The 24,229-nt window shown below is 42.5% G+C and carries 21 protein-coding genes; 2 read left to right on the top strand and 19 right to left on the bottom strand.

The features are described 5' to 3' along the window. Nucleotides 1-444: 444 nt before the first annotated feature. The 9 genes from M595_RS19825 to M595_RS32770 all read right to left on the bottom strand — a co-directional run bounded on the left by M595_RS19825 (nt 445) and on the right by M595_RS32770 (nt 9,336). Nucleotides 445-1,659, bottom strand: coding sequence for an amino acid ABC transporter permease (locus M595_RS19825; RefSeq protein WP_023068207.1), 1,215 nt, complete (start codon nt 1,657-1,659; stop codon nt 445-447). 78 nt (nt 1,660-1,737) lie between these two features. After that, nucleotides 1,738-2,904, bottom strand: a complete 1,167-nt coding sequence (locus M595_RS19820; RefSeq protein WP_023068203.1) for an amino acid ABC transporter permease — start codon at nt 2,902-2,904, stop codon at nt 1,738-1,740. 246 nt (nt 2,905-3,150) lie between these two features. Further along, nucleotides 3,151-4,224, bottom strand: a complete 1,074-nt coding sequence (locus tag M595_RS19815; RefSeq protein ID WP_023068204.1) for an amino acid ABC transporter substrate-binding protein — start codon at nt 4,222-4,224, stop codon at nt 3,151-3,153. 235 nt (nt 4,225-4,459) lie between these two features. Next, nucleotides 4,460-4,684: a hypothetical protein gene (locus M595_RS19810; RefSeq protein WP_040484395.1), complete on the bottom strand. Its 225-nt coding sequence runs from the start codon at nt 4,682-4,684 to the stop codon at nt 4,460-4,462. A gap of 215 nt (nt 4,685-4,899) precedes the next feature. Then, nucleotides 4,900-5,844: a lipid kinase gene (locus tag M595_RS19805; protein ID WP_040484394.1), complete on the bottom strand. Its 945-nt coding sequence runs from the start codon at nt 5,842-5,844 to the stop codon at nt 4,900-4,902. 132 nt (nt 5,845-5,976) lie between these two features. Then, nucleotides 5,977-6,378: a hypothetical protein gene (locus tag M595_RS19800; protein ID WP_023068190.1), complete on the bottom strand. Its 402-nt coding sequence runs from the start codon at nt 6,376-6,378 to the stop codon at nt 5,977-5,979. A gap of 35 nt (nt 6,379-6,413) precedes the next feature. After that, nucleotides 6,414-7,406 (bottom strand): protein translocase subunit SecF, encoded by a 993-nt coding sequence (gene secF / locus M595_RS19795; RefSeq protein WP_023068221.1) that lies wholly within the window; start codon nt 7,404-7,406, stop codon nt 6,414-6,416. A gap of 65 nt (nt 7,407-7,471) precedes the next feature. Next, nucleotides 7,472-8,863: a protein translocase subunit SecD gene (secD, locus tag M595_RS19790; RefSeq protein ID WP_023068181.1), complete on the bottom strand. Its 1,392-nt coding sequence runs from the start codon at nt 8,861-8,863 to the stop codon at nt 7,472-7,474. A gap of 341 nt (nt 8,864-9,204) precedes the next feature. Continuing rightward, on the bottom strand, nt 9,205-9,336 hold the full coding sequence (locus M595_RS32770; protein WP_023068184.1) for a hypothetical protein: 132 nt from the start codon (nt 9,334-9,336) through the stop codon (nt 9,205-9,207). A 77-nt stretch (nt 9,337-9,413) separates the two neighbouring features. Between M595_RS32770 and M595_RS19785 the strand changes: the two genes are divergently transcribed. After that, complete coding sequence (locus M595_RS19785) at nt 9,414-10,394, top strand: L-histidine N(alpha)-methyltransferase (RefSeq protein WP_023068193.1); 981 nt, start codon at nt 9,414-9,416, stop codon at nt 10,392-10,394. 121 nt (nt 10,395-10,515) lie between these two features. On the opposite strand, the gene M595_RS19780 is transcribed toward M595_RS19785, so the two are convergent. The 7 genes from M595_RS19780 to M595_RS19755 all read right to left on the bottom strand — a co-directional run bounded on the left by M595_RS19780 (nt 10,516) and on the right by M595_RS19755 (nt 19,105). Next, on the bottom strand, nt 10,516-11,499 hold the full coding sequence (locus M595_RS19780) for an alpha-ketoacid dehydrogenase subunit beta (protein WP_023068209.1): 984 nt from the start codon (nt 11,497-11,499) through the stop codon (nt 10,516-10,518). Between the two features lie 228 nt (nt 11,500-11,727). Continuing rightward, nucleotides 11,728-12,198 carry a VOC family protein gene (locus M595_RS19775; protein WP_023068202.1) on the bottom strand — a complete coding sequence of 157 codons (471 nt, stop codon included), beginning with the start codon at nt 12,196-12,198 and terminating at the stop codon, nt 11,728-11,730. A gap of 63 nt (nt 12,199-12,261) precedes the next feature. Further along, the gene (locus M595_RS19770) at nt 12,262-13,263 is read right to left on the bottom strand and encodes a PRC-barrel domain-containing protein (RefSeq protein WP_023068206.1); all 1,002 of its coding nucleotides are present in this window, start codon (nt 13,261-13,263) and stop codon (nt 12,262-12,264) included. Nucleotides 13,264-13,403: 140 nt separating this feature from the next. Then, entirely contained in the window at nt 13,404-17,057 is a 3,654-nt protein-coding gene (smc, locus tag M595_RS19765; protein ID WP_023068191.1) for a chromosome segregation protein SMC, read from the bottom strand. A 212-nt stretch (nt 17,058-17,269) separates the two neighbouring features. Continuing rightward, the gene (locus M595_RS32765) at nt 17,270-17,398 is read right to left on the bottom strand and encodes a hypothetical protein (protein ID WP_023068182.1); all 129 of its coding nucleotides are present in this window, start codon (nt 17,396-17,398) and stop codon (nt 17,270-17,272) included. A 647-nt stretch (nt 17,399-18,045) separates the two neighbouring features. Beyond that, nucleotides 18,046-18,330 carry a hypothetical protein gene (locus tag M595_RS19760; RefSeq protein WP_009785709.1) on the bottom strand — a complete coding sequence of 95 codons (285 nt, stop codon included), beginning with the start codon at nt 18,328-18,330 and terminating at the stop codon, nt 18,046-18,048. A 385-nt stretch (nt 18,331-18,715) separates the two neighbouring features. Next, nucleotides 18,716-19,105: a RidA family protein gene (locus tag M595_RS19755; protein WP_023068205.1), complete on the bottom strand. Its 390-nt coding sequence runs from the start codon at nt 19,103-19,105 to the stop codon at nt 18,716-18,718. A 193-nt stretch (nt 19,106-19,298) separates the two neighbouring features. Here M595_RS19755 and ilvC point away from each other — a divergent pair, with 193 nt between their 5' ends. Beyond that, nucleotides 19,299-20,294 (top strand): ketol-acid reductoisomerase, encoded by a 996-nt coding sequence (ilvC, locus tag M595_RS19750; protein ID WP_023068199.1) that lies wholly within the window; start codon nt 19,299-19,301, stop codon nt 20,292-20,294. A gap of 87 nt (nt 20,295-20,381) precedes the next feature. Here ilvC and M595_RS19745 read toward each other — a convergent pair whose 3' ends face one another. From M595_RS19745 to M595_RS19735, 3 genes are all read right to left on the bottom strand, one after another. Further along, the gene (locus M595_RS19745) at nt 20,382-20,600 is read right to left on the bottom strand and encodes a hypothetical protein (RefSeq protein WP_023068185.1); all 219 of its coding nucleotides are present in this window, start codon (nt 20,598-20,600) and stop codon (nt 20,382-20,384) included. Between the two features lie 56 nt (nt 20,601-20,656). Beyond that, complete coding sequence (locus M595_RS19740; protein ID WP_023068216.1) at nt 20,657-21,913, bottom strand: RNA-guided endonuclease InsQ/TnpB family protein; 1,257 nt, start codon at nt 21,911-21,913, stop codon at nt 20,657-20,659. Nucleotides 21,914-22,430: 517 nt separating this feature from the next. Next, complete coding sequence (locus M595_RS19735) at nt 22,431-24,161, bottom strand: Rqc2 family fibronectin-binding protein (protein ID WP_023068187.1); 1,731 nt, start codon at nt 24,159-24,161, stop codon at nt 22,431-22,433. Nucleotides 24,162-24,229: the final 68 nt, after the last annotated feature.

Here is a 24,229-nt window from a genome sequence, read left to right as displayed (position 1 = left end):
TGGCTTTTTCATGTTTATCTTGATTTATATCGTAGTGTTGAAAACTTGATTTGTCTAGGGTAAAAACGTTAGTTTACAGAATCTTTATGAATTTATACTCATTGTTAAAGAATTACTTTTATCTGTATTTCCAACTATAAAAATGGAGGGATTGAAATTTAATTTTTACTGATAAATTTCTAAGATCTAGTGAAATTATGGATTAATAAATTTTTTTTGATTTTAAATTTACGTGAAAATACTGAGATCAGTTAATATCACAGATACACACGGACGAAAATGATTAGCTACCTCAGTAAAAATAGGCATCACCCAGACTGGTAAAAACCCCCTTAAATGACTAAAAAATCAATACAAATTTAGTGTTGGGAGTAGGGAACAGGGTACTAGCAGAAGTCAAGAGTTTAGAAGGTTAGAAGTAAACACTGATAACTGTTATTTCCGTTAATTTCTCTCGGTGTTGAGTTGTTGTTCTAGCTTACGACTCGCTTGAGACATCAGATAACAAAATAGCCAATAAAGAATCCCAATAAACAGATAAACTTCCGAGTACCGTCCCAAAAACTTAGGGTTCGCCAAAATCGAACGACTTATCCCCAGCAACTCCACTAATCCAACAATTGCCAATAAAGTTGTATCTTGAAACAAACTAATAAACTGACCTACAATTGAAGGAATTGAGATTTTCAACGCTTGCGGTAAGACCACCAATCCTAATGTTAACGGTGTATTCAAACCCAACGCTTTCGCCGCTTCAATTTGACCTCGGGGTATTGCTTGCAGCCCGCCTCGCACGTTTTCAGCTAAATAAGCAGAACTAAACATTGTTAAACCCACAATCGCCCGTAAAATCCGGTCAGGGCGCATTCCTTCCGGTAAAAATAAAGGAACTAATACTTGACCCATAAACAAAATCGTAATCAACGGTAAACCCCGAATCACCTCAATATAAGCAATCGAGAGAAACCGAATAATCGGGAGACTACTTTGACGCCCTAAAGCCAACATCACCCCAATTGGAAAACAAAGCAGAATGCTGATAATTGACATCAACAACGTCAACATCAATCCACCCCATAAATTAGTCGAAACAGACTCTAACCCTAATCCCCCTCCAATCAACCACACTGAAATAATTAAACAAATAAACCAGCTAAAAGGCAGCCATTTTGTCAAATCTGGTTGAGTTTTACTCAGTTGTTTTCCTCCCCAAGCACTAGCAACAACCAGCAAAACCATTCCAATGAGTAGAATTCGGTAGGGAATACCCACAGGAACTAGAGTCATCATCATGCAAACAAAACTAATAATGATGACGATATTTTGACGAAATAAAACCGGAACATTTCGCGCCAAAATCCCCCAAGTTAAACCTGCAAGTAAACAAATCAGAGTCAGTACAATCCACAAACGCCAATATTGATCGCTTGGAAATCTTCCCACAAAAAATAATGGCAGGTTAGCCGGAATTACACTCCATTTGGCTTCGGTTCTCGCCCAAATGATCAAACTTGCAAACGTCCAAAATAATAAACCTGAAATGACTAAAGTTAAGATAGTATTGTACCAGGTATTAAATAGATTCTCTAGCATCCATTCACGAGGACTAGAGGACTCAACGGGAGCAGCAGAATTAGATGGCGGTGTTGTAACAGTCATAAATTTAGGGAATTGTTTATAGCGTTTAGGTTCAATAAAAGTTAACCCGAATTTTCAGGTTGGTTTGAGAAAAAAACCTTATCTTTCTCGCAGTTGAACGGCTTTGTTTAATCCATTCATTGTGAGGGAAATTAATAAGTTAATACTAAGATAAGTTGCCATAATAATCAGCATCACCTCTACCACTCGTCCACTTTGGTTAAACGTGGTATTAGCAACGCTATAGATATCAGGATAAGCCACAGCGATCGCTAAACTGGAGTTTTTTGCTAAATTTAGATATTGACTGTTTAAAGGGGGAATAATCACTCGCAACGCTTGGGGAAAAACCACTAACCGCATGACTAAACCGGGTTTGAGTCCTAGCGATCGCGCTGCTTCCCATTGTCCTTTTGGAACGGACTGAATTCCAGATCGAACAATTTCAGCAATATAAGCCCCAGTATAGACAACTAAACCCACCAATAGCGCTGTAAATTCAATGGTCATTCGCAGTCCACCTTCAATTGTGCGACCATTTTCAGCCGGAATAGGACGTTGCCAACCGAGTGCAAATATAATAATTAAACCCGCTAAAATGCCCATTATCCACAGTAGAATTAATTGAGGTTTACCCGATTTTCCTTGTTCGACCATTATTTTAATTCGCCATCGCCAGATCACCACAGAAGCGATCGCAGCAATCAACAAAACTGACAACCAAAACCAGACGGCGTTACCTGACGGCCAGGGCAGAAAAACTCCTCGTTTATTCAAGTAAATAGCATTAAAAAGTTTAGCCGTTGTGGCGATCGCTGGAAGTTTTAAAAACAGACCATACCAAAAGAGTAATTGTAGGAGTAACGGTGTATTTCGCACGATTTCCACATAAAAAACAGTGATTTTACGAAGTAACCAGTTATTAGAAAAATAAAGAACTCCGGCTAAAACCCCTAAAATTGTGGTGAGGATAATCCCCAAAACCATCACCCGCAGAGAGTTCAATAAACCTGCCAGTAAAACACGACTATAATCATCAGTTGCTTCGTAAGGAATCAGACTTTCACCGATTCCAAATCCAGCGGTACTGTTCAGAAAATCAAAGTTAAATACTGTTCCTCCGGTTTGTTGAAGGTTACGAGTGAGATTGGTTCCAAGAAGTATAAATAGGGATAAAACAGCAATCAAAATGATCAACTGAAAGGCTATTTTCCAAAAGCGAGAATCTCGCCAAAGGGGAACTTTTGGTGTTGAGTTTGTTGTCATTAGCTTGAAGTTAATCTTGTGATTTTGAACGGAGTTTCTATGAAAAAACCGCGCCCAGAATAGAATCAAAAAAGGCACGGCTACGAGGATTTTACAATTATAATAGCTTTATTTGGTATTTAGCTATGCCGAGACCAAGCGTTTCTGTGAATCGATAATAGAGTATAGAAATAATCATTAATCCTCCTCACCTCTATTCAGCAAGTAACAAGCTTAGTCAAATTTTAATTAAGATTGATAAGTCTATTAACGGAAAGGGGGCGAATAGAGTAAACCCCCATTATTCCAGAGTGCATTTTGACCTCGATCTAGTTTAAATTGTGAACCTTCTCCTAAATTACGCTCGTAAATTTCACCGTAGTTTCCGACTTGTTGAATAACATTAGCCGCAAATTCATTATCTAAGCCAAGTCCTTGACCTAAATCTCCTTCAATCCCTAAAAAGCGGCGAATCGTGGGTTCGTCACTACTTTTTAGTTCCTCAACATTCGCTTGATTAATCCCTAATTCTTCCCCTTCAATCAGGGCAAAAGTCGTCCATTTCACCACATCAAACCAAGTCGAATCATTATTAATTGTTACAGGGCCAAGCGGTTCTTTTGACATCGTGACATCCAGCAGAATATGATCATCTGGATTGGGTAATGTACTACGGCGAGCGATTAACTGAGATTTATCAGAAGTCATGCCATCACAAGCCCCTTCTGCGTAAGCGGCATAAGCCGGATCAGCTTGTTGATAGGTTTTCGTCTCTGAGTTCACCCCAGCTTTACGCATATTGTCAGTTAAGTTCAATTCTGTAGTGGTTCCGGCTTCTACACAAACGGTTCTCCCTTCAAAATCTTCTAAACTGGTGATACCGCTATCTCGACGAACCATCATCCCCTGACCATCGTAAAAAGTGGTCGGTGCAAACTCCATCCCGACTGATGTATCGCGAGTAATTGTCCAGGTGGTATTGCGCGAAAGCATATCCACTTCACCCGACTTCAGGGCTTCAAATCGTTCGGTGGAGTCTAGATTTCGGTATTCAACGGCATTAGGATCGTTAAAAATGGCTGCCGCAACCGCTTTACACATATCTACATCTAAGCCAGAGTATTCACCATTTTCATTAACAAAGCTAAATCCAGGAATTCCCCCATCAACCCCACAGACGAGTTTACCGCGACTTTTAACTGTATCTAGGCGGCTTTGAGAGGTTCCACTTCCTCCGCCTTGATTCTCTCCATTTGTTGAATTATTTGGACTTTGTACACAAGCTCCCAGGGAAATAATTAATAATGAGGTAGACAGCAGTAGAGAACTCCAGTTACGCATAATTCTAAATTACAAATTTTTCAAAAAGTCAGTACATGACTTTGAAGCACTGAAGTGAGTTCACTTCAATGTCTCCAAACTTCCTTAAGATTACCTTAATTGGGTTCAAGTGTTCAACTGATCGAAATCTTAAAGGAACTGTCCTTTCTGAAGACTGATTTGGCTTGTCTACAACCGATTCCTATGGCTTGATTTCTCGTTTATTTTTGTGGACAATAGAGAGTGAGGACTTCTATTAATGACCTCCTGCTAAACGGGATTCAGCCAAATCTCGAATCAGTGCCAATCGGGAGTTCAGGTAATCATTAACGACATCTTGATCTGAACAGTTAATTGTTGACTCGGTTTGGAGTCGCTTGAGCAACCACTGTACTAAATCAGCATCATCAAGAGAAACTATCAGCGATGCTTGAGTTGTTTCCACTAAAGACCAAAGTTGACGAAGCATTGTGGGACTCATAAAACCTCCTTATCCGGAATAGCCTAGTTATATTTGCGACTTTAGAATTTGTCTGCTTCTACCTCGGGAGTAAGTCACGACGGGTAGAGCCAATAAATTTTAGGTTTTCTTTATGTTTACACAATAACTGAATATACCTATATCAGATACTCCAACACACAAGATGTCACATGAACTACAAATTTCTCAACCTAGTGTTGCAAAACTTTATTTTTCTATTTAATTAAAAACTCAGCACCAGTCTGAAGATTAGAGTCACTGCGTCGAGGTGCAAATACAGCAATCGCCTTGGGGATCACTCGAAAATGGGCCGGAGTCGAGACGGTTAATTCACCATCAGTATTAATAGTTTGAGGTTTGCTGGTAAAAATTTCAAACTCCGAACCCGAGAGAGTCCGAGTTCCCAATTCCGGGCGATGTCGTCCTGTGCGAATCGCTAACATGACCGTAAAAAATTGCCACCAACGTTTAATTTCCAAGCTGTAAAGATCTAGACGTTGATCATCAATTGTAGCATCATGAAGAATTTTCATCCCTCCGCCATAATACCGACCATTACCCACCGCTATCTGAAACGTCTTCACCCGTTTACACTGATCTCCAAACCGAATCTCAGCCACAAAAGGACTCGCCTTTAAAATGGCTTTCGTCGCCGTAATCAAATAAGCAAAGATTCCCCAACGGCGCTTGGCCTCTCGAGTGAGTTTGCGGGTAATATTGACACTCAACCCCAAACTCGCCACATTAAAAAAATGCTTCCCATTCACCCAACCCAAATCAATATACTGTTTATTGCCTTGAGCAATCACTTGACAAGCCTCGGGGAGTGACAGAGGAAGATTAAGAGTTCGGGCCAAATCATTCGCCGTTCCCAACGGTAAAATCCCCAGAGGTAAACCCGTTTTCACCAATCCATCAATCGCGGCGTTGAGTGTACCATCTCCCCCTCCAACAATCACCAAATCAACCTGATCTTGGTAACGTTCAATCAAAGAAGTAAAATCTTGAGGGGATTGGGGACTCTCTTGAACGAGCTCTAAGCCCAAAGCTTGCAATTGAACAACCACTCTCGATAAAGAGTCCGGATTAGCTTGACGGGCGTAGGGATTGAGCAACAAGAGTGCTGTTTGGGGTCTTGGCTGCCGATGTCTGATGGACATGGGTAGAATTTAATCAATAATGAGGTTAATAAAGAGTAAACGAAAAAAGAAACAAGCGATTAAACACCAGAAATCTAACTAAACAAAGTCAATTGAAGTAGCCGATGCTTTTGAATTTTAGACTAGACGCCTCTACATTTTCAACTCTTTGACCACCCATTTCCACAGGGGATGACTGGCACCCTGTTTGCGAATTTGCCAAACCCGCTCCTCTAAGCGTTGTTTGTATTCTAGAGGCATTCCAAACAGAATATTACGACTTTGCCAAACCAAAACTCCAACCAGCGTCCCAATACATAAACCTAAACCAAGCGCCGATAATCGATGATCTGCCAATCCATAGCGCACCGCAGCCCAAGTAAAATGATCTCTCCAGAGACGAATTTCTGAGCGTAATCCCCACAGACTCAAGGGAGCAATTGTCATCCAGAGAAAGCCAATCGCCAACCATCGCCCCCAGACTGTCAGTTCGTGCAGCTTTTGAACTTGAGCTTGAAAGATTGCATCTTCCGATTGAGGTTCAGGGTTGATCACAGGTCTTTAACCCTTACAAAAAGTACAGTTTGTCATTACTGTTGATCTTCAATAGCTTGAGGATTGTCTACGGAAACTGGAACCGGAGAAGAAGGTTGACGATGACGCCACCAAGCCAGCAAGGTACTGGCAATAAAAATACTGGAGTAAGACCCGGCTATAAAGCCCACTAACAAGGCTAAAGCTAAATATTTGAGAGTTTCCCCCCCGAATAGAAAAATACACACCAGAGGCAACATCGTCGTTAGCGTAGTATTAATCGAACGGGCTAAGGTTTGATTGACCGCATCATCAACGACTTGGTTAATCGGGAGAGTTGGATTTTTCGCAATCACTTCTCGAATGCGATCATAAATCACAACCGTATCGTTAACCGAAAATCCGATAATCGTTAACAGCGCCACCAAAAACAAACTATCAACTTCGACACCCAACACCAAGCCCAAAATCGAAAACACACCTGCGGTGACGAAAATATCGTGAAACAGGGCGACAAAAGCAAACACCGCATAATCAAACTGAAACCGAAACGTCAGATAAAGGGTAATTCCCGCAAAAGAAACCAATAAGGCTTTCAATCCTGAGATAAAAATCTGACGGCCTAAAGTTGGGCCTACCGTATCAATTTGAGTTGATTCTGGGTCAAACACGCCAATGGCTTCACTGAGGCTATCTTGTAGTTGTGTCCGTTCCTCAACGTCGAGACTTTGGGTTCGGATGGAAACAATTTGCCGATCTTGTTGCAAGGGATCTTTATCGAGGAGTTGAATCGAACTATTACCTAATCCCTGATTCGCCAGAACTTCGCGCACTTCATCCAATTCAATTGGCCCTTGACAATTGTCGGGGACTGAACAATCAAGTTCAAGTTGAAGTCGAGTTCCTCCCACAAAATCTAACCCTGGACGTAGGGGCGCACCAATATCCGGGCGAGTCCATGAAATCGCCATCGCCACCAAACCCGCCAGGATAAAGACTCCTGAAATTGTCCACCATAGCGATCGCTGTTTAATTACACTGAATTTCATAGTTTGTGGTTTGTGATTCGTCGTGCGTCATCGATTGGGGAAAAAACCAAGATATTGTATCGCATCTAGGAAACCGCTTTTTTCAGGTTAGGACAAAACAGTTCCGGTTTGCGTAATTCGGGTAATCCAATCGCGGTAAACATCAGAGTCCGACTACAGGTTAGGGCCGTAAACATACTCACCGCTACCCCCAACCCCAAAGTCAGCGCAAATCCTTTCACCAAACCCGTTCCTAGCCAAAACAGCGCAATACAAGCAATACCTGTAGTGAGGTTGCCATCTAAAATACTACTAAAGGCGCGAAAAAATCCCGACTCTACCGAACGATACAAGGTTTTACCCGCTCGCAATTCTTCCCGAGTCCGCTCAAAAATTAACACGTTGGCATCGACTGCCATCCCAATACTGAGAATAAACCCCGCAATTCCAGGTAAAGTCAGCGTCACACCGAGCAAATCAAATATCGCTAAAGTAAGTATTGCATAAACAATCAAGGCAACATCGGCAATTAATCCCGGTAGGCGATAATAAACCACCATAAAAATCAATACCAAAATTAATCCACCACCCCCTGCATAGAGACTGCGTTGAATACTATCTCGTCCTAAAGTCGCGCCGACCGTCCGGTTTTCAACGATTTCGACAGGGACAGGTAAAGCACCGCCTCGCAATTGTACTGCTAAATCATTGGCTTGTTCTGCGGTAAATCGTCCGGTAATCACCGCACTTCCGCCTGTAATTCCCGTTTCGGCGAAGTCCACTGGAACGGTGGGATAACTAATCAATTCATCATCGAGGAAAATCCCAATCGTTCGTCCGGTTCCGGCTAAATTTTTGGTCAGTTGGGCGAACTTGTCACCGCCTTGATTGGAAAAGCGCAGCGCAATATTCCAGTTATCATTTCCGGTGGGTTCGGCGAAGGCATCCCGCAGATCTTGACCTCGTAGAATTGGGGGTTGGTACAATCCGGCGATCGCTTGTTGATTGCCTTCAACAGAGGCGAGAGTTTTCTCAATTGCGGCTTCATCGCCGTCTTGTTTGGCTTGTTCGAGTTGAAATTCTAGCTGTTGTTTAACTTGAGTTTCGGCCAGAAGTTGGTCGTTGGTTCCCGGAAGTTGTTCTCGAAAATCCAGCTGTGCGGTTCCGCCTAAGACTCGTTCGGCTTGTTCAGGATCATTGACGCCGGGGAGTTGAACCAAAATTTGATCTTGTCCGATGGTTTGTACCACTGACTCTGAGACTCCCAGGCCATTGACTCGGTTCTCGATCACACTTTGAACGGCATTGATCACCCGTTCATCGATTGTGGGGACTTCTTCTGAAGTTTGCAACTGAATGGTTAATTGGGAACCGCCTCGCAAATCTAATCCCAACCGCATCGGGATATTAATCAGCACAATCACAGAGGCAATAACCAAAACGAGAATAACAATCAGGAGTGAACGCTGTTTTCGCATACTCAAAAAAAATCACAGGTCAGTGGTCAAGGTGTGGCGTTGTCACCGTTCTAATAAAGTTTTGATTTCAACACCAATCTATTGAAGTTAATCCGTAATAGGGTTCTATTATCGGCTAATTTGGGGTCTGCCGTACAGAAATATGATGCTCAAATCTGTTTTTAATCTTTTCTCTATCTTACCCAGCGATGGTCGGATTTGAGATCGGGGACCCGGCCCAAAGCGTCAGGACATCCTCTTAGAGATGGGTTGGTCTGGTCTTTGTTAATGTTGTGATTACTAATTAGCGTTAACTTCGACTGAGTTCAGCCAATCATCGGCGACTTTAGAGATTTTTGTCATTATTTGAGGCTTTCTTCTACGGCATCAGGCCGTTTGCTTTTTTTCTGCGATCGCCGATCAACTCTTTGGACAATTAGCTCTGCTTTTACATTGTTTTGATTTGAGTAGTTGCTCAGATAAATTTTCCACATTTTTTTTATTCCACTAACTTTAGCATGGTACAATCTTAAACTTCACGTTATTATCTTTTTTATTTGGATCTAACCTTATGACTGAAGTTAATCAATCATTTCTTTCTGATGCAAAATCTCTGTTTGTAGATCATCAGGAAGAACATATGGCTCCTTATTTGTACAGCACTCCTAATCCGGAGATTGAGAATGATCCTGCCAATGGTGAAGGATGTTATCTGGAACTAATATCTCAAAACTTGGATTACTACCTTTACAAAGAGGAAATACAATTAATTAACCATCAAGCCGCCGAAATTGCGGCTTATGTTCCGCCCGAAGCTAGTGTTATAGAATTTGGCCCAGGTACCGATATCGCTTTCAAAAATAAAACTTTGCCCTTCCTGAAAGAAATTAAACAATTTAACAGCTACATTCCTATAGATTTGTGTGAAACTTATCTGGATCGGAGCGAAGAAATTTTAGGTCAGGAGTTGCCGGATATCTCCGTTAAACCCATCAAGACAGACTTTATTAAAAATGTTGATATTGTCAACAATTTTCCCCGACCTGTGGTGTTTTTTAAAGGAAGTACGATCACCAATCTTTCCACAAATAATTGCCTAGATTTCTTCAGAAGAATTTCGCCAGCACTACAACCCGAAGGTCTTCTTATTGTTGGCGTAGATACCAATCAAAATGAGTTTTCATTAAGAAAAGCTTACGACGATGGAAGAATGGCAAGACTGACGCTCAGTATTTTACATTTTATCAATCGTGATTTGCCGATTTCGGGCTTTGATGCCAGCGCATTTAATTATGAATTCAATTGGGTACCCTCAACTCATTGTGTGGAACATAATGTCAGAGCAACTCAAGAACAAAATTTCCTTCTGGATGGTATTCCCGTACAGATTGAGAAGGGGACAAAGTTTCATCTCTTAAGTTCTTATAAGTACCCGGTAGACTATTTTCAAGATCTCGCCAAAAAAGCGGGATTACAACCATTAGATTGTTTTGTCGATCAAAACGGACGCATGGCTATCCATATTTTACAAGCCAGACCGTTAAAGCAATAAGAGGATTACGGTCTCAACTGTATTTTTCGGCCGTCTTAGATCTTTTGCAGGGTGCGTCCAATGTCTTGATTTCCATGAATTGAGGAAAATCGAGGGAAATTGCACCCATCCTCTATTGAGATTAGATTTGGTTTCCAACCATTTTTTGAACGGCTTCCACAACTTGATCGGGTTGTACAATGGTTAATCGTTCTAGCATTCCATTGTAGGGAGTCGGAATATCTTGAGAAGACAACCGCAACACCGGAGCATCTAATTCATCAAATAGACGTTCATTAATAGAAGCCGCTAACTCTCCGCCAATTCCGCCTGTTTTCATACATTCTTCGACAATAATCACCCGATGGGTCTTGCGAATTGATTCCCCAATCGTCTCATAATCAAGGGGTTTAAGGGAAATTAAATCAATGACTTCCGGGTCATAACCTTCTTTCACTAGCTGCGGAACCGCTTGCATGACATGATGACGCATCCGCGAATAGGTCAAAATAGTGACATCCTTCCCGGTATGAACGATTTCTGCTTTGTCAATTGGGACAAGATATTCTTCTTCGGGTAATTCTTCTTTGAGGTTGTAGAGGAGAACGTGTTCAAAGAATAAAACGGGATTATGATCACGAATGGCTGACTTGAGTAACCCTTTGGCGTTGTAGGGGGTCGAACAGGCGACAATTTTTAGACCCGGAACCCCCTGAAAATAGGCTTCTAAGCGTTGGGAATGTTCAGCACCTAACTGACGTCCGACCCCACCTGGCCCCCGAATGACGAGCGGCATGGTAAAGTTTCCGCCCGAAGTATACCGCAGCATTCCAGCATTGTTAGCAATTTGGTTAAAAGCCAGTAGCAAAAACCCCATATTCATGCCTTCAATGATCGGCCGTAGTCCCGTCATAGCCGCACCTACAGCCATTCCTGTAAAACTATTTTCTGCGATGGGGGTATCTAGAACCCGCAGTTCACCATATTTTTCGTAAAGGTCTTTAGTGACTTTATAAGAACCGCCATACTGACCGACATCTTCTCCTAAAACCAAAACGGAGGAGTCGCGAGCCATTTCCTCATCAATCGCCTGACGAAGTGCGTTAAATAAAAGGGTTGGTGCCATCTGAGTTAATTTTGTATAAGTTAACCGGATATCAATTGAGAAACGTTTTTTCTAAACGAGACTGAGAGAACAATCGCACCCGGACTGGTTTATCGATTAAATAATCTTGTTAGCATAACATAACTTGACTCTCCCTGGGCTTTAGCCAAAGAGACTCCAAATGTTACAGCAGAAACTGTTGTTCGAGAGGAGTAGGGGACAAGAAACCGTCGTTTTCTCAACTTCTGTTTAGGGGGTTTGCAGGGGGTCACAGCGAATTTCAATCACAAAACCATCGGGGTCATAAAAATAGATACCCCGTCCTGTCGGACGACTCACGGGGCCACTTTCGATGGTGACTTGATGTTGATGCAACACTTCCACCGCATGGTCAAACAATTGCGGGTCAATGTCAAAAGCAAGATGATTCGCACGGGTAAAAACTTGCTTGGGGTCAGAATGAGGCGGTTTGAGATCACTTTGAGCAAACAGATCAATGACTGTGCCATCGGGTGTGACAAAATTCGCGACCTGACCGGCTTCGACCATCGATTTTAACGTACTGGGGACTTGATCGCCTGTAAGTTCATGCAAACCGAGAATGGTGCCATAGAAGTGTCGGGAAGCCTGCAAGTTAGCAACATACAAGGCAATGTGATGAACACGACGCAGACTTCCAGGCTTGAGGGTGAGCAAAGATGAGACTTGAGTTGAAGACATGAGCGTGCCTCAGTAGAGATCCAAACACGAAGTAGATACTAAACCCTTAAGTATTCTAAACGTTTAGTAACCACCGGGTTCTTCCTCATATTCCGGCATTTTCTTTTTCTCAGGAATATTAACCCGAGGCGGTTGATAAGGTTTGGGTGTTTCATCGTCAGCCCAGGCATCTGATTCTACATCGTCTTCATATTCGTACTCACGAGCGCTGTAACGTTTTTCCTCATAGGGTTCTAAGGGAACATACTCGGGTTCAGAGTAGCGCTCATCGTATTCATCCCCTTCGACATCAGACCAGTTATCTTCCTCGTAGTCATCATAAACGGTTTGAGGCTGACGCAGGGGCTGAGGCGCGGCGGGTTCTTGCCATTGTTGTTCATCTTCCCAAACTTCCTCAACGACCGGTATATTGGGCTGGTACTGTCGCTCAGGGGGTGTTTGAGATATCCCTTTCGGAAGTTGGTTTTCCGATTTAATTGTCGGAGGATAATACATTCCTTCCTCTTCTTTTTCCCAAGGGGCTTCTCCTAACCCCATGCGTTCGAGGACTCCGACTGTGATTTGTTGGAGTTTTTCTTCGGCCCGTTCAAACACAATCAAACGGTTCGGCCCACTACTGACAATCTCATCAACGGAGAGTTCGTAGGTGCTAATAATTTGATCGGGAATTTGGGGAAGACCAATAGAGGCAATAATGATCGAGATCAGCTTTCCATTCAGCGGATCAAATTTAAACCCTCGGACTCGACCTAAAGGTTCTCCGGTTTCGGTAATGACTTCGCTGTTAATCAGGGTACTGTAAGCTTCAACGTCTATGTCTTCTTCGAGGACTCTTTCATCATCCACCAAGAGTACATCGCCGATTTCACGAACACTGCTGAGATACATATATTTTGGCAAACCAGCAACAGCCAAAAAGTTGTCTCGGAGTCCAATCGCAACAATCTCACGTTGGTCTACATCTACCCATAACTGACTAACAACCCCGAGACGCTTGCCTCGATCACGGGTAATCACTTGAGTGCCGAGAAGCTCGGAGCGTTGGCGGATAGTTTCAAATGTCATGCTTGGCCAATTCTAGATGCAATTAAACATACATATTACTCTACACAACCCGCAAGCGGTTATCGGTGAGTGACTTATTTTTAACTGATCCTGATGTTCTCAAGATCTTCAATGCACTGACTCTATAAAAACGGGCAGCTTTATAGCTGTATTCCTAACACTTGTGTATAGGCTCCCCGTGCTTGGGTCACTCCAATCGTCCGCTCGGATGCTTCCATCATGGGTCGGCGCAAACTCACAACAATAAATTGAGCTTGTTGGGCTTGTCTTTTTATCATTCTAGCTAATCGCTCGACATTTGCCCCGTCTAAAAACATATCGACTTCATCAAACGCATAAAATGGTGAGGGCCGATAACGTTGCAATGAGAAAATAAAACTCAAGGCGGTTAAGGATTTTTCTCCTCCAGACATTGACGCTAACCGTTGTACTGGTTTACCTTTGGGGTGAGCGATCAGGTTTAAACCACTATTAAACGGATCTTCTGGATCATCTATTTGCAGATAACCGTCTCCGTCGGACAGGCTTGCAAAGATGGTTTGAAAATTTTCATTAACGGCATCAAAAGCTTCTTGAAATGCCCGTTGTCGTAGGGTGGTAAAGTTTTCAATTCGCAACAGCAGTTCGGTTCGTTCTCCCTCTAAGGTGGTTAGTTTTTGACTAAGTTCATCTAAGCGAGTTTGAGTGCGTTGAAATTCTTCTAAGGCGAGCATATTGACGGGTTCTAGGGCTTCCATTTGTTTCTGTAGGGCTTTTAATTCTCGCTGGAGGGAGGCTAAATCTAGGTTTTCGGGAATTTCGGGTAGAGGATCGCTCAGTTCAGCTTGCTGAGTCGCTAACTGTTCTTGTTTAATCTCTAATTGTTCTCGGCGTCCGAGTTGGGTTTCTTGTAGTTTTTGAATTTGCCATTCTAACTGTTGTTTGGCTAAATGTTGATCTCGCAATTGGGTTTCGACTTGATCTCGCTGGCGTTTTCCTTCTCCTAAACGGGCTTCTACTTTCAACACGGAACCCCGAGTTAAAGCAATTTGTTCTTGTAAATGAGTAATTTGTTTTTTGAGTTCTCGAATTTGATGATTTTGTAATTGTTGCTGTTGCTGATAATCTTCTATTCGCTGTTTTCCTTCTTCGATTTTTTCTTCGATGCGTTGTTGCTGACTATCCAACTCAATTAACCGTTGCTGAACTTGCTGTAAAGTCGTTTCTTGGGTTTGCAAATCCGTTTCTTGTGATCTTAATATCGTTTGTAACTGTTGCCATTCACTATGACTATGAGCGGCTTCTAACTGCGACAAAGTTTCGCGATCGCGTTGGAGTTGAACTTCTTGAATAGGAATCTCTCGCTCTAAGACTTGTAGCCGATTTTGAGCCGTATTCAATTCTTGAATATTTTGACTGAGTTGAGTTTTCAAACTCTCCTGTTGTGTCGTTAATGTTTGAATCTTTGACTCAATTTGACTCACTTTTTGTTGATTATCCCGCAAAGTTTGACGAGCCTCAATCATTGCTTGCGAACGGTTTTTGACTGTGATTGTCGCATCAGAAATCGCCCGCATACACCGCTCTAAAATCCGTTCAATTTCATCTAACCGTTGACGTAAATTTGCAATCGCCAGACTTTCTGAAGTGGTTTCATCCAACGTTCCAAAATGTAGCGTTGAGCGCGAACTTTGACTTCCTCCCGTCATCGCCCCACTGGTTTCTAACAACTCCCCATCTAACGTAACCATGCGATGCTGACCAATATAACGTCGAGCATTATTAATATTATTAAACACCATTGTATTCCCAAATACATAGGCAAAAATATTTTCATATTGGCGATCGCATTCTATTAAATTTACTGCTAAATCAATCAACCCTTCTAGCGATCGCATTGTCGCTACATTCCCCATTCCGCCTCGGTTGGGGCGAATTTTATTCAAGGGTAAAAAGGTAATTCTTCCGGCTTTTTGACGCTTTAACAGTTCAATTCCTGCTGCTGCTACCCCATCATCTTCTACCACTAAATTTCCTAAGCGTCCCCCTGCGGCTATTTCTAATGCTAATTGATAGTCCGGTTCAACTCTCCCTAGTTGACAAACTAACCCACAAACCCCAGGAAGCCCTGACTGAGTAATCACTTTTGTTGCATAACTTCCGGTGGCTTCTTGTTGGGCTTGTTGTTGGGCTTCGAGTTTATCGAGTTGACGTTGTTGTTCTCGTTGTTCTCGCAAAAGTCGCGTTTGAGTCTCTTGTTGCAGTTGCAATTCTTGTTCTGCTTGAGCCACAATTTGAGCTAAAGATTCGGTTTGCTGACGGGCATTTTCTCGTTCTTCTTTGGCTTGGTTCACTTCAGTTTGAGCCGTTTCTAACTGTTGTTGGGATGACAAAAAAGACTGCTGTTGCTCATTAATTTTACGTTGTAGTTGATTGACTCTTTCTGTCAGTCTAGCCTGTTCTGTGCGTTGCGGATCGAGATTTTTTTGCAGTGATTCTATTTTACGGTGTAGATCAGTTTGTTGCTGCATCCAAGCTTCGGCTTGTTGGGCGACTTGACTCGCAGCTTGACGGGTTTGGTTGAGGCTTTGTTGAATTTGATCTCGTTCGGTTGTACGAACTTGTAAATTGTGTGTTTCTACTTCTCGCTGAGAGGCGATAGTTTCTAGGGTTTGTTGATAATTTTGTCGTTCTTCTTGGGTTTGTTGAATTTGACTTTGGGTATTTTGAACGCCTGTTTCGGTTTCTCGTTGTCGTTGTTGAAATTGACGATTTTCGGCTTCTTGTGTTGCTAAAGTCGATTGTAAATCAATCAGTTCTTGTTCCCCCATTGCTTTAACGCGGGCGTTTAACTGTTCGAGTTCGGTTGTAGTTTTTTGAATTTGAGTTGTTTGTTGTTGCAGATTTTCATTGAGTTCATTCACAGAACGATCACCTGCTTCGATTTGTTCCCGCAGTCGAAAGGTTTGCTTTTTGAGCGTTTGATAATTTAAAACCGCTTCCCACTGAAGTTTTTGTTGAAATTCTTCTCGCAATTTTTGATATTTTTCGGCTTTGACTCGATCTTTGTTGAGACGATCTCTTTGGGCGATTAATTCTTGTTCGACAATACGACTACGTTCTTCTCGTTCTTTTACGGTATCTAACTTCTCTTTGGCTAAGGAAATTTTACGATCAAACTGCGCCACTCCCGCCAACTCATCGATAATTTCTCGACGTTCACGGGGTTTCATCGTAATAATATTGGTGACGTCTCCTTGTAGAACAACGTTGTATCCTTCGGGGTAGACTCGTAGATGATTGAGTTGTTCGTGTAGTTCGGTTTGGGTACAGGCTTCTCCGTTGATGTAGTAGGTGGATGTGTACGTCCCTTGTTTGGTAACGCGCAGCTTTCGGGTAACACTCCATTCCGGGGTAAAAGCTTGGGTTTCAGGTTCTTCTGTCGTCTGAGAACCATTGGTTTCTAAGGAGTGATCGGTTTCTAATTCTTTGAGTTCCTCGTCTGCGTAGAACTTCCCGTTGCGCTTCATGGCTGACCAGAGGTGGTTATCTTCGGAAAGATCAAAAGTTACGGTAACGCGGGTTTCAACGGTGGTTTTGCGGCTTTGGCTGTTGTTTACTAAGTCCGGTAAACGTTCGGCACGCATTCCTTTAGATGAAGAGAGTCCCAACGCAAACAGTAACGCATCGAGGATATTGGACTTTCCGGAACCGTTAGGCCCTGAAACCACTGTAAAACCAGGTAACAACGGAATATCCGTCGTACCGCCAAATGATTTGAAATTGGTGAGTTCTACGCGCTTGATGTGAACCATGTACGCTTTGGAACTGTACCTGTGCCAACTGTGTGTTTATCTTCAACAGGGTAGCACAGTCGTTGTCCAATTCGTCATCGCGATCGCCAGAATCTCTACAAAAAACCAAAAAAAATCCCTCAGCCGAAGCCGAAGGATAATTGATCAGGGTGCATCTACTATATTTTGTTTCTGTTGGGGGTGGGGGGTTTCCGGAGAATTTAGAATGTTTTTTAGAAAAAGGTGCCATCGGGAACGAATATAATTTCACTATCTGCGATTTCTGTTTGTAAGTCTTCGGGAATTGCTGTTCCTTCTTCGATGATCAAGACTTGTTTTCCGGGTGTAGTGGGTGCTAACAAACTATCAGGTTCGATGGCTTATTTTTCCGAACTATCAATATTCAGTCTCGATTTCTAGAGTGCGTTGATGTAGCGTCAATAATTGAGTTGGGAGTCATGCTGTCAAAAAAAATCCCCTAACCGAAGCTAGGGGATAACCATCAGGGTGCATCTACTCTTCTATAGACTTCTGGTACGATTAGATCGGTTCCGGATAGGTTCTAAAATTTCACTGTTAAACAAGTTTATTTAGATTATTTGTTAGAAAATATACATCTCGCTAGAACACACCTCTACACAAAAAAAACCCTCAGATTAATCCGAGGGCTAGTTGATCGGGGTGCATCTACTCCTGTTCTGTTATTCAGTAAAGATCAAGAGGCTTCCGGAATATTTGCAGAATTAATTTGACATCAATTTAAGTTGAATTGTGGCTAAATTGTGAAAATTTTGGGAACGTTTTGGGCAAAAAAAATCCCCTGGCTTTTGCCAAAGGAAATTCATCAGGGTGCATCTACTGAGTTATTCTTCTATTCTCTATTTACCCATTCAGGATAATTTCGTTAGAATTTAAAAAAGTAATTGTCTTTTGTCTGCGTGCTAATGGTTTAATTAAAGCCTGCAACCGTTTAAGATTGCAGGAATTGAACATAGATAGATCAAGTTTCTTAAGCAATGATCGTGTCGGGTTTGACATCAAATACAGCTACCGTCATATTTTTAACGGAGATTTTGATTTTTTGAGCAAGTCGCATTTGAGAAATAGGTTCTCTTAACAGCTTTTGGGAAGCCGCCATCAAATCAGCCATATCTTGGCTAACACATTGAATATGCAACACACCCCAGCGACGGTAGACTTTGCATTTTGCTAAGGGTTGAAGTCGTTGCAGTTCTTCGTGATTTTCACGATAGAAATCCCAAATTAACCGGGTTAATTGTGAAGGTCGTCTCATATCACTAAAGTTTATCAAAGTTAGATTCAACAGTGAAACACTGCATTAATTAGTTGCGTGTCTTTTTTCTAGTATGAATCATAAATTACCCTGGTTATCCCTTAAATTAGTGAAGCTGAAATAAGACTTAACAGGACTTTTCAAACTGTAAACTCTTGGATCAACTCACTCAAATCCTGTAAATTCAATCTCCTCTTGCTATTGCAGGATTTGTGAATTTTATTTGTTAAAAGAGAATTAGACTTAAGTTTACAGAAGTTTATACAACTTAACTATTTTGTCTCAATTTCATCCTCAATTTGTATCGTATGTAGCTGATCCCTTTCATCCTTTTGGATTTTACTTCTCTTACCTGAGAGAGTAGACCTTTGAACTGAAAAGAGAATTAATCACCACAATAAACAATCAAATCAATCTCAATATCACCCAAACCTGCTAGCCCGAGAACCCCGACAGTCGTGCGACAGGGTAAACGTTTTGAATGAAAATAAGACGCATAAATCTGATTCACACTTTGATAGTCGCGAAAATCTGTTAAAAAAATTCGTGACATGACAACGCGATCAAAATTCGTTCCGGCGTGTTCGAGAACTAACCTCAAATTTTCCATCACTTGTTGGGTTTGCTTTTCAATACTTCCTTTGATAATTTCTCCTGTATTGGGGTCTTCAGGAAGTTGTCCGGTAACAAACAAAAAATCTCCTGCCCGTACTGCATGAGAATAGGGTGCAACGGGAGGTAAAATGTTATCAGGTAGGGTGATATACTCAAACATTGTTAATAATTGCGACAAAAAATCTGAAAATTCTGATTCTGTGAGTCTGTTGATTCTACCCCATACATTGCCCTCGATTATTTAAGGTATAAATTTTTAACTTGTAAATTTTATATTCAGAGGGGGGACTGACTCGTGATAGGATAAGGGTTTTGCACGCACCCCTCACAAGTATTGCAAGGAGATGCCCACTATGGCTCGGATGTATTATGATGCAGATGCCAATCTAGATTTATTGGCAGATAAAACAGTTGCAATTATTGGTTATGGTTCCCAAGGTCATGCTCACGCCCTCAACCTCAAAGACAGTGGCATAAACGTAGTCGTCGGGCTGTATCCGGGTAGTAAGTCCGCCCCCAAAGCCAAAGATGAGGGGTTAACGGTTCATCCTGTAGACAAAGCCGCAGAGATAGCGGATTTAATTATGATTCTGTTACCAGATGAAGTGCAGAAAACCGTTTACAAAAACGAAATTGAACCGCATTTAAAAGAAGGTAAGATTTTAGCCTTTGCTCATGGTTTTAACATTCACTTTGGTCAAGTGGTACCTCCACCCGAAGTAGATGTGATTATGGTAGCCCCCAAAGGCCCGGGTCATCTCGTTCGTCGAACTTACCAGGAAGGACAAGGGGTACCTTGTTTGTTTGCAGTGTATCAAGATGCTTCGGGTCAGGCCCGCGATCGCGCTATGGCCTATGCAAAAGGGATTGGGGGAACTAGAGGGGGAATTTTACAAACCACGTTCCGCGAAGAAACTGAAACCGACTTATTTGGGGAACAGGTGGTGTTGTGTGGGGGTTTAAGTGAATTAATCAAATCCGGGTTTGAAACCTTGGTAGAGGCAGGCTATCAACCGGAATTGGCTTATTTTGAATGCTTACACGAAGTTAAACTGATTGTTGACTTGGTGGTTGAGGGCGGTTTAGCTAATATGCGCGATAGTATTTCCAATACGGCAGAATACGGCGATTATACACGCGGCCCTCGGATTATTACCGATGAAACTCGCTCAGAAATGCGTAAAATTCTCAAAGAGATTCAAACGGGTCAATTTGCCCGAGAGTTTGTCTTAGAAAATCAATCGGGTAAACCGGGTTTTACAGCCATGCGTCGCCAAGAAGCGGAACATCCCATTGAGGAAGTCGGAAAAGATTTGCGGGCGATGTTTAGTTGGCTGAAGAAAAAATAATTCTGTAGAAGTGTTCTAGGGGTAATTGATCAACTACCCCTACTCCGTATCAATGCTGGATTTTGTCTCTTACTTGTCTCCTCTGCTTTATTTACCTTGTTTCTCTAACTGTTCAATTTCTTTCTCTCGTTCGGCATCAAAATCTTGTCGTCTTAACCAGTCTGGCCATAAACCAACAATGAACTTTCGACTTTTGACACTGGCTTCTCTAGCGGGTTCGGGGAGAAACTCATAGGTATCCCCGGAGGTGATAAAAATAGCGACTAACAGTAAGAACAAAATACCCAGTAGCTTTTTAGGATTCATATCTGATGTTTTTGACAACTCCCGTCGCGGGACGCGAGGGATTCTTCCTTCACAGTTTAACGCCTTGTAAAAGCAGTGCCTTTACTTGGTCTGACTCGAACTCCAGAAGCGGTAGCGAGATGCCCTCCCGCCACGCCAGTTGCTCTTCGACGGACACCGTCAAGACCGCACTGGCTCAAAAGTCGTAAACCTTCTTCTCTGATATTTATCGCGGCGTTTATGTCTCTGTCATGTTTTGTCTGGCATTTTTCGCAAGTCCATTCTCTGACATCGAGAGTCAAACTACCTACTTGATTCAGGCAAACATGACAAGTTTTTGAACTAGGAAAGAATCTGTCTACTTCAATGTAGACTTTCCCTTCCCACTCCGCTTTGTATTTGAGCATGGTGCAAAATTGTCCCCAACCTGCATCGCTAATTGATTTGGCGAGCTTATGAGCCAGCGCGTTGGGCGGGTTCCCCGACTTGAAGCGACTGGCGAACCCGTAAGGGTGGTTTTTGACCATGTTTTTGACCGCCAGATTTTCCACAACTATGACTTGGTTTTCGTCAACTAATTTACGACTTAGCTTGTGTAAAAAATCTTCTCGACAACGAGTGATTTTAGCGTGAACCTTGGCCACTTTAATTCGAGCTTTGTTCCGGTTCTGGGAACCTTTCACCTTACGGCTCAGTTGCTTTTGTTTCTTGGCTAACTTAGTCTCATATTTCCGGTAATATTTGGGATTACCATGCTTACTTCCATCAGAAGTAATTACAAAATGCGATAACCCACAATCAATCCCGACTGCTTTTCCGCTAGCTTTGACCGAGGGTTTTTCTTTGCCATTTTCGTACAGACACGAGGCGTAAAATTGACCCGATGGAGTTAGTGAAACTGTTACTGATTTAATTGTCCCTTCTGGTAATCGAGAGACTTTACAGTAAATCTTCCCTAATTTCGGTAATTTTAAATAGTCACCCTGCAATTTGACGCTTTGAGGAAACCTAATCGACTGCTGGTTGTGTTTCTTTTTAAAGTTGGGATATTTAGCCCGTTTCTCAAAGAAATTTAAAAATGCACTCGACAAATCTAGAGCGACTTGCTGCAAACACTGAGAGGGCGGTTCGCTTAACCACTCATGCTCTTTTTTTAAGCCAGGTAAAAGCTTGATGATGTCATTGCGACTCAAACCTTTACCCGTTTCTTTATAGGTTTGGGAAGTTAAGTTGAGGGCGTAATTGTAAAACCAACGAGCAGAACCCATTGACCGAATCAACTGGTCTTTCTGTTCATTTGTTGGATAGATTCGATATTTGTACGCCTTCAACATACTCTCTACCAAACTACTGCTGCTATGGTATCACATCCCTGGACTGCCATTCATCCCGTCACTAAATGTGAGGGTCTTCTGGCAGGTTAAGATAAAGGTTTAGCTTAGATTCTATGCAATATTTTGACATACTCCCCGAACTGAAGTTACGGGAATTCTAGACTCAAAAGAAGTCTATCTCAAAGAGGTGATCTCTCTCCAGACACTAATTATCCCTGATGTTTCTGTCGGAAGACTGAACTCAGATTGATTTCTACAGATTAAAATAAAAAAACCAGCCGAAGCTGGTCTTTCGTTACAATGAAAAGCACCGTTGTTGTTTCGATTTGAGACTAACCCAGGAGGTACGTTCCCTTGTAATCTGCGGGTTGGAGTTCTCAAATCTCCCTAATTCTCCATTGTAACAAAGAACACCAATTTTTCCGATAGTGTTTTCACTGATCTCGGTGAAGTCGGAAGGGTAATGTCGCGGGTCAACACCTGTCGTCTAAAATGTGAGTATCGTTGGATCACTGATCTAAGGGTTTGTCACTGCTTGTTGAGGATTCCCCCAGATCACGGTTTCATGCTTGTAGATGACCATTCCAGGTTTGGCGCCTTTGGGTTTGTAGACGTGTTTGGGTTTGGTATAAATCACCGGAACTTGTTCACTCTGACGAGCGCGACTATAATATGCGGTTAAATTCGCTACAAACTGCAAATCTGTTTCCTCGGGAACTTCTCCGGCGTTGAGTCTTAATAACACATGGCTTCCGGGGATTTCTTGAGAATGAAACCACAAGTCATAATCTCCGGCGACTTTTGAGGTGAGTAAATCATTTTGACGGTTATTTCGTCCGACTAATAATTCAAATCCACTAGGAGTTTGATACCGATAAAATTCGGTTTCTGTTGTCGAACGATTTTGATAACCGGGAGTATTAAAATAGCCTTCTTGAGTGAGTTCATCCCGAATTTCAGCTAGGGTTTGTAAGTCCTCTGAAGCTTGATAGGTTTCAATTTGGGCGATCGCCGCTTCGACTTGTTCGAGATAATCAATTTCGCCTTGAACTTCGGCTAAAAGCGGTTCTACAGCTATTCGGGCGCGTTTTAACTTCTGATGACGTTTGTAATAGGCTTGGGCATTTTGAACGGCATTTTTTTCAGGATTAAGGGGAATTTTAACAGGTTCTCCGGTTTCAAAATCAGAAAGGGTAATTGTTTTCATTCCCGGTTGCCATTCGTGTAGAGAAGCCATTAATAAGTCAGCTTGGGCGCGATAGGTGTCAGCGTCGTCGGATTGTTTTAGACGTTGAATAAAACCGTCGGCTTTTTGACGTAATTTGCTGAGAAGATTGATGAGTTTTTGACTAATTTGATGGCGGACTTGCTTAAATTCCTGTTGGTTGAGTTCGGCTGTATAGTAACGGTTTAAGAGTTCTTGTACGGTTTCAACAGCAGATTTTGACGGGGTGTTATTCCAAGCGATGACAGAATATCCGGTTTCGGTAAAATGAGGCTGAAAGTTTGATGTTTCTAACGCTTCTAACCATTGACACCAACATTCAAATAAACGAGTCCATTCGGTGTCTGTCAGGTTTTCAGTTAGGCATTGGGGATCTAATCCTGCGGCTTGAATCATTCCGATCACTAAAGCTGAACTTAACCCCCGATAGGTTTTGAGGAGTTGGCGCTTGAGGGAACCGGGAATTAAACTTACCCGTCGTTGCCATTGTTCTTGGGGTTCACTTAACCGAGGAATGGGATCAGTGAGACTGGGCGGAAGTTCGTAGGGTTGACTGGTTTGGATCGGACGAACACTTGACTGTTGGCTACTGACTTGATGAGCCGCAGTGACAATCAGATGATCTTTTCCGGTTAAGACTACATTACTGTATTTGCTCATCACTTCGACATAGAGATGCCAGAGGGGGCTTTCTCCAGGCCGTTTGGCAAATTGTAAGTCTAGCACCCTTTCCCACGGTGAAACCTCAGAGATCGCCACTAGGGCCAGACCGCTTAACTGATGTCGCAGTTGATCGCTAAAGGTAAAAGTATCGGGTGCGCGAGGGGGGGGATCACCGATACACATTCGGGCGGCTTGGGGATGCCAAGCAATGTCTAGCCATCCTTTGCGTTTGAGGGTGCGTAACAGCAGGGAAATGGTAAAGCGATCGCGCTGATAGACTTGTTCAAGACGGGCGGGAAGCCATTCTTGACGAAGTTCGGTACAAGCGGCGATCAGAGTGGTGTAGTCAACAGGTTGCATGATCGAAAGAGTTGTGAGGTGGGGAGGTGGGGAGGTAGGGAGGTGGGGAGATGGGGAGGTGGGGAGGT

It is taken from the genome of Lyngbya aestuarii BL J (assembly GCF_000478195.2).
GTDB classification, from domain to species: domain Bacteria; phylum Cyanobacteriota; class Cyanobacteriia; order Cyanobacteriales; family Microcoleaceae; genus Capilliphycus; species Capilliphycus aestuarii.
Note: the sequence above shows the minus strand (reverse complement) of the source record. Positions and strands in the feature narration are given on the sequence as shown.

Excerpts from the sequence above, each read along its gene's own strand:
- M595_RS19805 (WP_040484394.1), bottom strand. The coding sequence starts at position 5,844 with ATGTCCATCAGACATCGGCAGCCAAGACCCCAAACAGCACTCTTGTTG.
- M595_RS19755 (WP_023068205.1), bottom strand. The coding sequence starts at position 19,105 with ATGTTTGAGTATATCACCCTACCTGATAACATTTTACCTCCCGTTGCA.
- smc (WP_023068191.1), bottom strand. The coding sequence starts at position 17,057 with ATGGTTCACATCAAGCGCGTAGAACTCACCAATTTCAAATCATTTGGC.
- M595_RS19785 (WP_023068193.1), top strand. The coding sequence starts at position 9,414 with ATGACTGAAGTTAATCAATCATTTCTTTCTGATGCAAAATCTCTGTTT.
- M595_RS19825 (WP_023068207.1), bottom strand. The coding sequence starts at position 1,659 with ATGACTGTTACAACACCGCCATCTAATTCTGCTGCTCCCGTTGAGTCC.
- M595_RS19775 (WP_023068202.1), bottom strand. The coding sequence starts at position 12,198 with ATGTCTTCAACTCAAGTCTCATCTTTGCTCACCCTCAAGCCTGGAAGT.
- M595_RS19735 (WP_023068187.1), bottom strand. The coding sequence starts at position 24,161 with ATGCAACCTGTTGACTACACCACTCTGATCGCCGCTTGTACCGAACTT.
- M595_RS19815 (WP_023068204.1), bottom strand. The coding sequence starts at position 4,224 with ATGCGTAACTGGAGTTCTCTACTGCTGTCTACCTCATTATTAATTATT.
- secF (WP_023068221.1), bottom strand. The coding sequence starts at position 7,406 with ATGAAATTCAGTGTAATTAAACAGCGATCGCTATGGTGGACAATTTCA.
- M595_RS19745 (WP_023068185.1), bottom strand. The coding sequence starts at position 20,600 with ATGAATCCTAAAAAGCTACTGGGTATTTTGTTCTTACTGTTAGTCGCT.
- M595_RS19760 (WP_009785709.1), bottom strand. The coding sequence starts at position 18,330 with ATGAGACGACCTTCACAATTAACCCGGTTAATTTGGGATTTCTATCGT.
- M595_RS19780 (WP_023068209.1), bottom strand. The coding sequence starts at position 11,499 with ATGGCACCAACCCTTTTATTTAACGCACTTCGTCAGGCGATTGATGAG.
- M595_RS19740 (WP_023068216.1), bottom strand. The coding sequence starts at position 21,913 with ATGTTGAAGGCGTACAAATATCGAATCTATCCAACAAATGAACAGAAA.
- M595_RS32770 (WP_023068184.1), bottom strand. The coding sequence starts at position 9,336 with ATGTGGAAAATTTATCTGAGCAACTACTCAAATCAAAACAATGTAAAA.
- M595_RS19810 (WP_040484395.1), bottom strand. The coding sequence starts at position 4,684 with ATGAGTCCCACAATGCTTCGTCAACTTTGGTCTTTAGTGGAAACAACT.
- ilvC (WP_023068199.1), top strand. The coding sequence starts at position 19,299 with ATGGCTCGGATGTATTATGATGCAGATGCCAATCTAGATTTATTGGCA.
- M595_RS19820 (WP_023068203.1), bottom strand. The coding sequence starts at position 2,904 with ATGACAACAAACTCAACACCAAAAGTTCCCCTTTGGCGAGATTCTCGC.
- secD (WP_023068181.1), bottom strand. The coding sequence starts at position 8,863 with ATGCGAAAACAGCGTTCACTCCTGATTGTTATTCTCGTTTTGGTTATT.
- M595_RS19770 (WP_023068206.1), bottom strand. The coding sequence starts at position 13,263 with ATGACATTTGAAACTATCCGCCAACGCTCCGAGCTTCTCGGCACTCAA.